This window comes from Bacillus fonticola, from assembly GCF_012955605.1.
In the GTDB taxonomy this organism is placed as follows: domain Bacteria; phylum Bacillota; class Bacilli; order Bacillales; family JC228; genus Bacillus_CG; species Bacillus_CG fonticola.
Map to the genome: position 1 here is coordinate 1,184,790 of NZ_CP052135.1, position 12,436 is coordinate 1,197,225.

Consider the following 12,436-nt stretch of genomic DNA (forward strand, 5'->3'; position numbering starts at 1 on the left):
AACGAGCCGCACCGGCCCGTTCTTTTTTCGTTACCGAATCGCTCGCTGCTCTTTAATCACGCGAACGACTTTGCATTCTGGGTCTTCTGGTCCTTGCACCGGAAGTCCAGCCTCGATGTTTTTATGAATGTAGTACACGTTCTCTTCTGTGATGATTTCGCCTGGAATGAAGATCGGGATTCCAGGAGGGTAGACCATAATAAATTCTGCGATAATGCGGCCGATCGCGTCGTCTAATGGGACGAGCTCGGTTTCTGCGTAGAAGGCATCCCGTGGTGACATGCTTAACAGAGGGATATCTGGCAAGAGAACTGTCACTTCTTTCGTATGGGCGTGTGGTGAAAACTGCTCGGACATGCTCGTTAACGCCTCGACTAATACATCCATCTCAAATTGTGAGTCACCAGGTGTCACAATACAAAGGAGGTTGTACAAGTCAGAAAGCTCGACTTCGATACGATAGTTGTCGCGAAGCCAGCGCTCAGCCTCATATCCCGTCATCCCTAGGTGCTTCACGGAAATCGTTAGCTTTGTCGGGTCGTAGTCAAATGTCGCACTTGAGTGCAAGTATTCTCTACCAAAGCAAGTTAAATAGGGAATTTTTTGCAAGCGAGATCTAGTGTCTTCCGCAAGGCGAATCGTTTCTTGGAGCAGCTCGCGGCCTTCGGTTGCTAACCGTTTCCGAGCTACATCCAATGAGGCTAACAGCAAATATGAAGTGGACGTCGTCGTCAGCATGCTTAAAATAGACTGCACACGTTCAATAGATACTAGACCACTTTTGACGTTTAAGACAGAGCTTTGTGTAAGTGCTCCGCCTAATTTGTGGACGCTGGTGGCAGCCATGTCCGCTCCAGCTTGCATCGCAGACAGCGGAAGCTCCTCGTGAAAATGGATGTGCACGCCGTGAGCCTCATCGACAAGCACCGGAATGTCAAACGAATGTGCAAGCTCGACGATGGCGCGCAAATCACAAGCGACCCCGAAATAGGTTGGGTTAATGACGAGCAGTCCTTTTGCATCTGGATGCTGAGTGAGCGCTCGTTCTACAGATTCCGTGCTCATTCCGTGAGAAATTCCATAATTAGAATCCACTTCAGGGTGTATGAAAATCGGCGTTGCTCCGCTAAACACGATCGCAGACATAACCGATTTATGGACGTTACGTGGGACGAGAATTTTTTCTCCAGGTCCACACACGGTCATCACCATCGTCATAATGGCGCCGCTTGTCCCTTGTACGCTGAAGAAGGTAGCATCCGAATCGAACGCTTCACTTGCTAACTTTTGTGCGTCGGCAATCATGCCTTTCGGTTGATGCAAATCATCTAATGGGGCAATGTTAATTAAGTCAATGGATAGCGCTTTATCGCCCATAAATTCACGAAATGTGCTATCCATACCAGCGCCTTTTTTGTGTCCAGGAATATGAAATTGTACAGGATCCTTTTTCGCGTGTTCCCGTAATCCGGTGAACAACGGAGTTTCATATTGTGACAATGTGGCATAACTCCTCTTTCTTATGTCAATTGCTGCAGACGCATTCGCGCCGTGCTCACTAAGATGTAAGTATAGCAGATGAAGGAGGACGAGTGTAGTAGGAGTACTAGTAGGTTTTTTGTATAATTGGGTACGAAAAAAGGGATGACTCGGCATCCCTTTTTTCAAATGGTGTCTTTTATTTTGTATTCTTCAACATATTCCTCGTAGTCTAACACTTCAATAACATCTGACCAATGCAAGACCGTCCCAACAAAGTCTTTAATATCCAGACCTTTCATCTCGTATGTTTCGTCTGTGTTAACGGTTCCGGTAGCATCTTCAATGAACGTGACTTTATATCCTCTATCAAACGCAGATATAGCCGTAAACATACAACAAAACTCGGTGTTAAAACCCGTTATAAAAAGGTGCCGAACCCCTAATTTCTCTAATATATTGGCTAGTTCGGTTTGGAAGAAGGAACTAGGTGTTTGCTTCTCAATTACATAATCAGCATAATCTCTTAGGGAACTATGTAGCTCAGAGCCAACAGAGTCTTTATATAGTGGGCTTTCCTCTATGTCATCCAAATGCCTCATGAAAATTACTGGATTAGCACTTCCTTTGAAATCCTCAATGATCTTTTCCATCAATGAAAGTTCTTCTGTGAAATCACCATGATTCATGATTCCGTTTTGGACATCAATAACTAATAACGCTGCTTTCATTTTCTCACCAACCTTTTCTGGTAATAGGGAAATAATTCTACTTTTGCATTCCATTTTCCTGCACTAAAGTCTTTTTACTCCGTTTCCGTTCAAAGGAGAATTTTGCTACAATGGGCATATGGAAAGATGTGACAAGTTATTGAGGAGTGGCGAACGATGGAATATAGCTATCCAATTGAATTTGACTGGTCAACAGAAGAGGTTGTTGCGGTCATTCACTTTTATGAAATAGTGGAAAAGGTATATGCCTCACGAATAAAGCGGGAAGAAGTAATGGACGCGTATCGGGCTTTCAAAGAGGTAGTTCCGGGTAAAGCGGATGAAAAGCGCTATTTTCAGCAGTTTCGTGAGGAAAGTGGGCTTGATCCGTATCCCGTCGTTAAATCCGCAAAGGAAAAGGAAGACGAGGAATGGGTGAAGGCACCTGAACTGGTGAATAAGAAAGGGAAGCGATAGAAAAACAAAAAATGGCTCGACGTTGTGGAGATACTCACACGCCGAGTCACTTTTTTAATTAGAATAAGCCATCCCATACAACGGGATAAGCTGCTCAAAAGTATCTCTAACTTCTGCTAAAAAACGTTCTCCGTCTTGTAAAAGAGGATCATCTACAGAGATGTGACGCCCAACGAGAAATTCGGCTTTCTTGACGTCTCGGAAGCGGGTCAAAATCTTTTCGAGATCTTGTACGCCAAGCTTGTCCATCCCAACAGCTTCTTTTTGCATATGATCTTGCGAGATAACGTAATTCTTAGGAATCCTCGCATGAACGGCCTCACTATTCTCCAAAAACTTCGTAGCGATCTGTTCTTTATTCGGGAGCTCATAAATGAATGCTAACCAAATAAAGAGATGATCATCAAATAAACCGACTTGGAAGTGAGGGTGCTTTTTGTAGCCGCGTTTGTCGTCTGCAAGTGCCATCCACGTATCTTTCGGTGGATTGACTGTACGTCTGGCGTGTCTGGCGATGTGTAAGAACATTTCTTTTCCAACTAGAGCGGAAACATCTTCACTTAATGCCGTGCCAATCTCTTGAAATTTCGGTTGAATTCGTGTTTGGATCGCCTCCATACGGTCGTCAAGTCCGTCGATCGTAAACGTGTCAAAATCACTTTTTGTAAATCCTTGAAACGTCATCGCTGTACACTTCCTTCATAAATGTAGTTTCTTATAGCTTAGCATAGGCTTGGCCATTGTATGAACAGGATGCTGACAACAATTCGCGCTTCCAATGGGACAAATCCTCGATTTAAGTAGTCAAATGTTCCTGTTTACATATGGCAGAGACAAACGAGTTCTCTAGGCGGTTTCATTATTGCACAAAAGCTTGTCTTCACATACAATAGAAATATAAAGAATTGAAAAGTCTGAAAACGTCATAGAGTTCTTACGGAGGTGGAGGACTGTGAAACAAACAATGCCGCAACTGCCAAAAGGATTTCCGACAAAAGAACGTCTCGCTACTCTTCGCCTTGAAATGGATTACGAATTGGCTGTGCTATTTGAGGCAATGGAAGCGAGTGACGATGTGCAGATGCGCCTTTCTAAAGATAAGCTCCGGGCGCTTCGTGAACAGTGGCTGCAAACTCGGGCCTAACTTCAGGATATATTAAGGATGTGTGCAGGTCTCCTTTCAGTTAAGAAGATCTGCATATGTCTGTGTGTTACTGTAAGCTGTGGAAGGACGCACTTGCAGTTTGCTTGAAGTTCTCCCCTCTCTTTTAGTATGCTACTACTATTATGCCATTTCCCCTTCTCCTGGAGGGGGAGGTCAATCGGGTACTAATGGGTCGTTGATCGTTCATTAGTGCTGGATTAATTTGTATGCGGAGGAACTCTATGACGGACTGGAAAACGATTTATGAAGACGCAAAACATTGGATTTACGAGGCAGGCGAACGGATTCGAGAATCTCTTCAGCAAGAACTAACAGTGGATACAAAATCAAATAGAAACGATCTCGTTACAAATGTCGATCGTGAAACAGAACAATATTTCATTGAGCGGATAAAAGAAAAATACCCATCACATGTTATTTTAGGTGAAGAAGGTTTCGGGGATGAAGTGAAATCAACGGACGGCATTATATGGATAATCGATCCTATTGATGGGACAGTGAATTTTGTTCATCAGCAAACGTTTTTTTGCATTTCTATAGCAGTGTATGAAGACGGTGTAGGGAAAGTTGGACTAGTGTACGATGTCATGCACGATGAGCTCTTTGAAGCACGAAAAGGTGAGGGAGCTTACGTTGATGGAAAGCGATTGAACGTTCTTCGACCAGTAAACTTAGAGGACTCTATTCTTTCGATTAATGCAACATGGTTAACCCCTAACAAGCGCATCGATCATGAGCGTTTAGTTCCTTTAGTGAAAGTCGCGCGCGGTTTTCGGTCGTATGGCTCAGCAGCATTAGAGCTTGCCTATGTAGCTTGCGGACGACTTGATGCTTATATGACGATGCGATTATCGAGTTGGGATTTTGCCGCAGGATGGGTATTGTTAGAAGAAGTGGGTGGCGTATTAACGACAGTAGAAGGAGAACCTGTTCAATTACTAGGACAAACTTCTGTGTTTGCAGCAGAACGAACTACTCACGAGGCCATTCAAAGAGACTACATACTACCAACGAAATAAAAAAGGGTTCCGCAGAATGTTATTCTGCCGGAACCTCTTTTTGTTGTAGCCGTTCTCTTTGCTTCTTTTTTGTAGTAAAACCGGCACCCATGCAGAGAATAATAATCATAAAGGAGACGATCATCCCGAGAATACTTCGTTCGGCAAGGGCAATCCCGATAGCACCAAGAGCACCAGCGACGACCATACTATACAAGACAAAAATCCATTGAATGTTAGCCACTATAGACACATCCTTTCAATTACTACTATACCGTAAAAACATTATGAAGAAAACAATTGCATTTTTCCTACCGCAGAAAACTGTGATATACTAGTCAAGTTGATCGAAAAGCGGAAGGCGTTTGCTTAGGGGAACCCACTCGTCTCAGCACCGGAGAGAAAGTTGTTTCCTAGACACTGGAAAGTCGCCTGAGATATTACGAAAAAACGAAGTCGCTTGTTATGCGTCTGTCAAATAAATAGTCAACTCTAGAGAGGAACGAACGTCATGAATCTTAGAAATATCGCAATTATTGCCCACGTAGACCACGGGAAAACGACATTAGTCGATGAACTTTTAAAGCAATCTGGAACTTTCCAAGCACACGAAGTTGTAGAAGAGCGTGCAATGGACTCCAATGATATAGAGCGGGAACGTGGAATTACCATTTTAGCAAAAAACACATCGATTCGTTACAAAGACACAAAAATTAACGTAATGGACACACCTGGACACGCCGACTTCGGAGGAGAAGTTGAGCGGATTATGTCGATGGTAGAAGGGGTTCTCCTTGTCGTCGACGCATACGAAGGGTGTATGCCACAAACGCGTTTCGTTTTGAAAAAAGCATTGGAACAACAAAAATCGATTGTCGTTGTTGTGAACAAAATTGACCGTGAATCTGCACGTCCAGCTGAAGTGATTGATGAAGTTTTGGATCTCTTAATTGAGCTCGGCGCTTCAGAGGATCAATTGGAGTTCCCGATTGTGTACACTTCAGCGATTAATGGAACGTCAAGCACAGACCCAACGACACAGGAAGCAACGATGGAGCCAGTTTTCGAAGCGATCATTGACCAAATTCCAGCGCCATCTAATGATGTAAGCTCTTCACTTCAATGCCAAATTTCGTTGCTAGATTACAACGATTATGTAGGGCGAATTGGGATCGGGCGCATATTTAGAGGAACCATTTCGGTTGGTCAACAAGTGGCTGCCCTCAAACGTGATGGATCAAAAACGTCCTTCCGTGTAACGAAGCTTTTCTCTTTCCAAGGGTTGAAACGGGTAGAGGTAAAAGAAGCGTACGCCGGAGATATCGTAGCCATCTCTGGAATTGAAGACTTACAAGTAGGGGAGACGGTCTGTGACGTCAACAATATAGAACCACTACCGTTCTTGACGATTGATGAGCCTACGTTGAAAATGAAATTTGTCGTAAACGATAGTACGTTTGCCGGTAGAGAAGGCGAATTTGTTACGGCTCGAAAAATTGAAGAGCGACTTGAAAAACAATTACAAACGGACGTAAGCTTACGTGTTGAAAAGGCAGACTCTGATTCTTGGTACGTATCTGGGCGTGGTGAGCTTCACTTATCGATTTTGTTAGAGAATTTGCGTCGTGAAGGATACGAGCTAGCCGTTTCGAAGCCGGAAGTGATTTTGCGCGAAGTAAATGGTCGAACAGAAGAACCTTTTGAGCTCGTTCACATTGATATTCCAGAGGAGTACACTGGGTCGGTGATGGAATCTTTAGGTGCGCGTAAAGGTGAAATGCTGGATATGCAGCCTCCTGCAAGTGGTCGAGTGCGTCTATCCTTTAAAGTTCCGTCCCGCGGATTAATTGGATACACCACAGAATTCTTGACGATAACGCGTGGTTACGGAATTTATCACCACACATTCGAGTCGTATGAGCCAATGCTGACAGGCGATGCGGGTGCGCGTAAGCAAGGTGCACTCGTTGCTTTGGAAACAGGGCAAGTCACGTCATACAGCTTGCAACAGTTAGCAGACCGTGGCGTGATGTTTGTTGCTCCAGGAACTGACGTATACGCAGGGATGATCGTTGGCGAAAACAACCGCGACAACGATTTAACAGTAAACGTAACGAAGCAAAAACACGCGACAAACGTCCGTTCAGCGAATAAAGACCAAACAGTTACGTTAAAGCGTCCAAAAGTGTTATCATTAGAGGAAGCATTGGAGTTTCTAAACGAAGACGAAATGTGTGAGATCACTCCTAAATCCATTCGTCTCCGCAAAAAGTTGCTCAATCAATCAGAACGTGAAAGAGCATCCAAGCGGAAGCAAAAAGGTGTGAAGGTACTTGACGAACGTTGAAGAAAAAATGAGCTTTTTTGCGAGCTTGTATCGAGTTGGTGATCAGCCTGAACTTGGGATGTGGTTGCTGTACGGAACGATTGTCATTTTGGCAATCGTCACGTACCAACTCGGCTTTGCCCGTAAGCTCCCCCCGCTGAAGACAGCGGTTATCTATGTGCTTCTCGCATTGGGATGTTCTATTTTGACATTCTTTGCGGTGTTCCTGCCTGTAGGAGAGGGACTCGTCGTGGCGATTGTTGTGCTCGGGATTTACAAAATCCGTCTTAGTCAAGAGAAAAAAAGAAGAGAAGCGTAATAAAAAAGTGTGCTCACGTGGTGGAGGGCACTTTTTTGTGTTGAAATAGATATTTCGATAGTTGGTTCTGGGGGCAGACAAAAAGCAGGAACTGTGAGCAAAATGGCGTATACGTAAAGTATATCCTTTTGTTTTGGTGGCGTGAGCCGAATGAGGAGTAGAAAAACGAGGGCAAGTAGGCAGGATATGATGAGATGAAAAAGGATTTCTATTATTTCAGACCACTCGATTACTCCTAGCAAAGGAACAAAGTCTACCTTCAGCAAAAACGAATATACTTTTGTAGAAAAGAGTGCCTGAAATATACAAAATGAGAGCGAGAAGAGCCACTCAAAATTCCAATTTGTAAGGAAAGTCTAAGCAAGCGAGCACCGCCTAAGAGCTAGTTTTTACTCGCTCAGCTTTTTTTGTTGGTTTTCTTCCGTCTTTCTAGTAATTCGGTCGTCGCACTCTTTACACATGTATGTATGAATGGGGCGATTGCGTAGTTTTTTTGCAAGTGGGGATGCGTCGGATAGTGTATCAACAACATCACATAATGAACAGCGTACTCTCAAGCATATTCCCTCCAATTGTCTTAAATTTCTAGCGATAGTATAGCATATTCGGGGTGAGTAGGATACTTTGAAAGAACGAGGAGGACACACATGGGAAACAGAACGGAGAGCACATTAACAACCGAAATGAAAGACGCGCTACAAAATGACCCGCTTGTTATGATCGCTACAATCGACTATGAAACAGGTCACCCGCAACAAAATGCGGTTTCATGGGTTTGGATCAAAGACGAGTCAACCATCGATGTAGCTATCGATCGAAAAAGTCGTCTATATCAAAATATCGAGAACAATTCGCTCTGTTCTCTCCAGTTTTTTGCCGAGGAAACGGTGTTTTGTATACGGGTGGATGTGTCCATCGACGAAGTGTTAGAAGGAGTTCCTCTTAAATTAGCGCGGGCTCGGTGCCACATCAGACGAATCGACGATAGCTTATTTTATGGATCGAAAATTACGCAGGCTCCTCAGTACGAAAAAACGTATGACCCTCGTGCGGTCGAGCGTTTGGATCAACAAGTGTATCGTGCATTAAAAAAGGCTAAGCAATGATTACTTAGCCTTTTTCTACGTGCTATGAACCGGCTGATTGATTTGTTTTGCCATCGTTTTTTTTGCCGTTTGACTGTTCTTGTTGCTCTTTTTCAAGCGTTTCTTTTTCTTGCTGATTCGCACCATCTTTCGAATCTTCTACTGCGTCTTTTGGAGTTGGATTTTGTAATTGTCCCGGAATTTCCGGCATCACTCGTCCGACAATATCCGATAGCTCATTAAACACGCCTTCAAATGGGCGCCCATTTTGCATGTCGTCTGCCACTTCTTGGAGACGGGCATACATGTCTGGGTCTGCAACGACTACAGAGTCAGCTCCATGGGGGTCATCTTGAAGCGCTTCTGTAACGGAATATTTAATCGTGCCCACTTCCGAACGATCCACTTCACCATCTATATCAATCCCTACCACAGCTAAGTCTCCGACTACAACCGCAGTGGCGTCACGAACTTTTGGAACGTCAGACGCAATAGACACTAAGTGGTCTGCTTTTTCTTGCCAGGAATCATTCATGTCTCTTTCTTGTAACGGATTGCTGTTTTTAACGCGAACAAGATTTTCTCCTTCATTTCCTTGGATGGAAGGATCATTCGCTTGTCTACTCACGTCCCCGTTCCCTCCGCAGGCAGATAACACGAATAGTAAAACAAAGATGTACGTAAACCACCCTAAACTCTTCATTGGAAATCCTCCTTTTGCTTGTCGATTTGTCTGTTAGTTTGGAGGAAACCTTCTATCTTTATACATAAGTACATATAGTTTACCAAGCCATTACAAACGATTCCGACACGGGTAGAGAGACATGGTAGCCGTAACGGAGAACCTAGACAAGAGCAGGAGGCAGCCGATTGAGCAAAATCTACGTTCTAGACACAAATGTATTACTACAAGATCCGTATGCGATTCTTTCTTTTGAGGAAAATGAGGTCGTCATACCTGCAGTAGTGTTAGAAGAAGTGGATTCCAAAAAACGATATATGGACGAAATTGGAAGGAACGCCAGACAAGTTTCGAAGCTCATCGACGGTTTACGGAAGGTCGGGAAATTACACGAAAAAATTCCGCTTGAAACGGGTGGAGTATTGCGTATTGAGTTAAATCACCGTTCATTTCAGCAGCTACAAGAAGTATTTGTAGAAAAGACGAATGACAACCGAATTTTAGCCGTTGCGAAAAATTTATCTCTGGAAGAAAAGACAAAAGAGAATGGACGACCTGTGATTTTAGTCTCAAAGGATGCGCTCGTACGCGTGAAGGCAGACGCGCTTGGGTTGGAAGCAGAAGATTTTTTGAGCGATCGTGTAGTAGAGATGGACCATATTTATACGGGCTTTATTGAGCGAACCGTTTCAGAAGGTGAGTTCCAGGAGTTGTTTCAACACGGAAAACTACCCATAGAAGCTGTAACAAAAGAGCGTGTGTACCCAAAACAATTTATGCTACTTAAAGACGAGCTTCGTCCGAGTAGTTCAGCCATTTGTATGGTAGATGATTCTCGCTCTTATTTGAAAAGGCTTGTATTTACACAAGAATCAGCGTGGGGGATTCGCTCTCGAAACGTCCAGCAAACGATGGCGATGGAGCTTTTACTGCGAGAAGACATTCCACTCGTCACCCTTGTTGGAAAAGCAGGAACAGGGAAAACGTTGTTGGCGCTCGCATGCGGACTGTATCAAACAGAAGACTTAGCACGATACAATAAGCTTCTCGTCGCGAGACCGATCGTCCCCGTCGGAAAAGACCTAGGATTTTTGCCGGGGGAGAAAGAGGAAAAACTCCGACCGTGGATGCAACCGATCTACGATAACTTGGAGTTTTTATTTAATACGAAAAAGCAAAGCGAGCTTGATGATATTTTAGCTGGAATGGGATCGATAGAAGTGGAGGCGTTGACCTACATCCGAGGACGCAGCATACCAGATCAGTTCATCATTATCGACGAAGCACAAAACTTAACGAAACACGAAGTCAAAACAATTCTGACCCGCGTAGGCGACCGCAGTAAAATTGTCTTTATGGGCGATCCAGAACAAATCGATCATCCGTATCTTGATGAGTACAACAATGGATTGACGTATGTGGTGGAGAAGTTTAAGGAGCAAACGGTTTCGGGGCATGTGCGTTTGGTGAAAGGGGAGAGATCGGGTTTGGCGCAGTTGGCGGCGGATTTGTTGTAGAACAGGAGAAACGAAAAGCCTCGTTTAGTGTGAAATTCCTAAACAAGGCTTTTTTATATTCGGGTAAAGAGTTCTACTACCAGGTTTCCACCTTTACTACTGAGAATGAGGAGTCTACTACCGATTCCTCATCCTACTCAAACCGAAACCCACGCACATTCCTTATCGGTTCATCCTTATTCGACCCATCCGCAAAGTACAAATGAACCGGTCCGTCCTCGCGTAATGGTTTTCCTTTGTTCGAAAAACCGGCGATGCTGTTTAAAGCTTTGTCCAGAGGAAGAATGACAGGTTCCGCTACTGTTTCCACGACCACCCGACTGGCGCCATCTGTTGGCTCAGCGTTTTCAAAGAAAGGCTGCAGGGGCATACCGAATGTTCCTTCTAGAATCTCTTGCTTTTTATATTTCCGCTCTGTTTTCACAGTAGGAGGGGCTATTTTCGACTCCCTAATTTCTTTTTCCCATTCCTTTGATAGCACTTTTGCAGAATCAACTTTCTCTTCTGTTCCATGATCCCCAGCTAACCATTTCTCCATATCGACGCGGCGATCATCGAAGATCCATACTGATGGGTCTAGGGTAATAGTGTAGTGAACTTCCCCCGTTATTTGTAATATATCGCTCATAAGTCCGTGGCTCCTTTTTCGCTTTTTTGTTAGTATAGCACACAGCATGCATAACGTCCTGTCTGCAGGTAGAACGTAATAGAAACGGAGGTGGAGAGATGCGGATTACACACGGAGATCTTGATCGCTTTGTCGAACAGGTGCGCCCGTATACTGAGTATGGACAAATCGTAGAATACATTCCGGCTTTAGCAAAGGTGGATCCTTCCCAAGTGTCGATTGCTCTGCACATGCTGGAGGGAGAGTGTGTGACAGCAGGCGATACGGAGGAAACATTTACGATTCAAAGTATTTCCAAGGTGCTAAGTCTAGCTTATATCTTAATGGAGCGTGGGGAGGCGGAGGTGTTCCACCGCGTTGGCATGGAGCCGACGGGTGATCCTTTTAACTCGATTGCGAAGTTGGAAACGAATCGACCGAACAAGCCTTTAAACCCGATGATTAATGCTGGGGCACTGGCTGTGACTGCTCTAATGCCAGGGGATGGACTGGAGGAGCGCTGGGAGAGATTTCGGAAGTTTTTATCTGCTCTCACCGATAAAGATACGTTAACTTTTAACGATGAAGTGCAGCAAAGTGAGCTTGAAACGGCAGATTTAAACAGATCGCTCGCTTATTTTTTACGCCAGCATCAAGTGATTCAAGGGGATGTGGAAGAGCTACTTCAGTTGTATACGAGACAATGCTCCATAGAAATGAATTGTCAAGAGTTAGCTCGTATCGGGGCAGTGTTCGCTAGAGACGGAATTTGCCCGACATCAGGAGAATCGATTTTACCTCCTTATATCGTGCGAATTTGCAAAACATTTATGGTCACGTGCGGGATGTACAATGCATCAGGAGAATTTGCGATCAAAGTAGGTATTCCCGCAAAGACTGGTGTTTCCGGCGGAATTTTAGGTATCGTTCCTGGCGTGTGTGGGATTGGAGTGTACTCACCGGCACTTGACGAGAAAGGAAATAGCTTAGCTGGGTGGAAATTAATGGAACTCATTAGTCGAACATATGATTTTAGTATGTTCTAGTGTCACAATTCGTCCGTATTCGTCG

The 12,436-nt window shown here is 44.3% G+C and carries 15 protein-coding genes; 8 read left to right on the forward strand and 7 right to left on the reverse strand.

The features are described from left to right. Positions 1-30: 30 nt before the first annotated feature. Both HHK01_RS05825 and HHK01_RS05830 read right to left on the reverse strand, forming a co-directional pair. A complete protein-coding gene (locus HHK01_RS05825) occupies positions 31-1,500 on the reverse strand; it encodes an aminotransferase class I/II-fold pyridoxal phosphate-dependent enzyme (protein ID WP_170006851.1) in 1,470 nt (489 codons plus the stop codon). A 164-nt stretch (positions 1,501-1,664) separates the two neighbouring features. Beyond that, positions 1,665-2,210 carry an isochorismatase family protein gene (locus HHK01_RS05830; RefSeq protein WP_170006853.1) on the reverse strand — a complete coding sequence of 182 codons (546 nt, stop codon included), beginning with the start codon at positions 2,208-2,210 and terminating at the stop codon, positions 1,665-1,667. A gap of 156 nt (positions 2,211-2,366) precedes the next feature. Here HHK01_RS05830 and HHK01_RS05835 point away from each other — a divergent pair, with 156 nt between their 5' ends. Continuing rightward, positions 2,367-2,666 (forward strand): UPF0223 family protein, encoded by a 300-nt coding sequence (locus HHK01_RS05835; protein WP_170006855.1) that lies wholly within the window; start codon positions 2,367-2,369, stop codon positions 2,664-2,666. A gap of 54 nt (positions 2,667-2,720) precedes the next feature. Here the strand turns inward: HHK01_RS05835 and HHK01_RS05840 are convergent, their stop codons facing one another. Then, the gene (locus tag HHK01_RS05840; RefSeq protein WP_170006857.1) at positions 2,721-3,350 is read right to left on the reverse strand and encodes a YktB family protein; all 630 of its coding nucleotides are present in this window, start codon (positions 3,348-3,350) and stop codon (positions 2,721-2,723) included. 268 nt (positions 3,351-3,618) lie between these two features. Between HHK01_RS05840 and HHK01_RS05845 the strand changes: the two genes are divergently transcribed. Continuing rightward, the gene (locus HHK01_RS05845; protein ID WP_228027672.1) at positions 3,619-3,810 is read left to right on the forward strand and encodes a hypothetical protein; all 192 of its coding nucleotides are present in this window, start codon (positions 3,619-3,621) and stop codon (positions 3,808-3,810) included. 242 nt (positions 3,811-4,052) lie between these two features. Continuing rightward, a complete protein-coding gene (locus tag HHK01_RS05850) occupies positions 4,053-4,850 on the forward strand; it encodes an inositol monophosphatase family protein (protein ID WP_170006858.1) in 798 nt (265 codons plus the stop codon). A 19-nt stretch (positions 4,851-4,869) separates the two neighbouring features. Here the strand turns inward: HHK01_RS05850 and HHK01_RS05855 are convergent, their stop codons facing one another. Continuing rightward, the gene (locus tag HHK01_RS05855; RefSeq protein WP_170006860.1) at positions 4,870-5,073 is read right to left on the reverse strand and encodes a YlaF family protein; all 204 of its coding nucleotides are present in this window, start codon (positions 5,071-5,073) and stop codon (positions 4,870-4,872) included. A 267-nt stretch (positions 5,074-5,340) separates the two neighbouring features. Between HHK01_RS05855 and typA the strand changes: the two genes are divergently transcribed. Next, a complete protein-coding gene (gene typA / locus HHK01_RS05860; RefSeq protein ID WP_170006861.1) occupies positions 5,341-7,176 on the forward strand; it encodes a translational GTPase TypA in 1,836 nt (611 codons plus the stop codon). 7 nt (positions 7,177-7,183) lie between these two features. Then, entirely contained in the window at positions 7,184-7,474 is a 291-nt protein-coding gene (locus tag HHK01_RS05865; RefSeq protein ID WP_194241295.1) for a YlaH-like family protein, read from the forward strand. 389 nt (positions 7,475-7,863) lie between these two features. Here HHK01_RS05865 and HHK01_RS05870 read toward each other — a convergent pair whose 3' ends face one another. Continuing rightward, positions 7,864-8,031: a YlaI family protein gene (locus HHK01_RS05870; protein ID WP_170006864.1), complete on the reverse strand. Its 168-nt coding sequence runs from the start codon at positions 8,029-8,031 to the stop codon at positions 7,864-7,866. Between the two features lie 90 nt (positions 8,032-8,121). Between HHK01_RS05870 and HHK01_RS05875 the strand changes: the two genes are divergently transcribed. Continuing rightward, positions 8,122-8,580, forward strand: a complete 459-nt coding sequence (locus HHK01_RS05875; RefSeq protein WP_170006865.1) for a pyridoxamine 5'-phosphate oxidase family protein — start codon at positions 8,122-8,124, stop codon at positions 8,578-8,580. A gap of 22 nt (positions 8,581-8,602) precedes the next feature. Here the strand turns inward: HHK01_RS05875 and HHK01_RS05880 are convergent, their stop codons facing one another. After that, positions 8,603-9,262, reverse strand: a complete 660-nt coding sequence (locus HHK01_RS05880; RefSeq protein WP_170006866.1) for a YhcN/YlaJ family sporulation lipoprotein — start codon at positions 9,260-9,262, stop codon at positions 8,603-8,605. 167 nt (positions 9,263-9,429) lie between these two features. On the opposite strand from HHK01_RS05880, the gene HHK01_RS05885 reads away from it, so the two are divergent. Next, positions 9,430-10,758, forward strand: coding sequence for a PhoH family protein (locus HHK01_RS05885; protein ID WP_170006867.1), 1,329 nt, complete (start codon positions 9,430-9,432; stop codon positions 10,756-10,758). A gap of 133 nt (positions 10,759-10,891) precedes the next feature. On the opposite strand, the gene HHK01_RS05890 is transcribed toward HHK01_RS05885, so the two are convergent. Then, positions 10,892-11,386: a peptidyl-prolyl cis-trans isomerase gene (locus tag HHK01_RS05890; protein ID WP_170006868.1), complete on the reverse strand. Its 495-nt coding sequence runs from the start codon at positions 11,384-11,386 to the stop codon at positions 10,892-10,894. Between the two features lie 98 nt (positions 11,387-11,484). On the opposite strand from HHK01_RS05890, the gene glsA reads away from it, so the two are divergent. After that, positions 11,485-12,411, forward strand: a complete 927-nt coding sequence (gene glsA, locus HHK01_RS05895; RefSeq protein WP_170006869.1) for a glutaminase A — start codon at positions 11,485-11,487, stop codon at positions 12,409-12,411. The last annotated feature ends 25 nt before the right edge of the window (positions 12,412-12,436 follow it).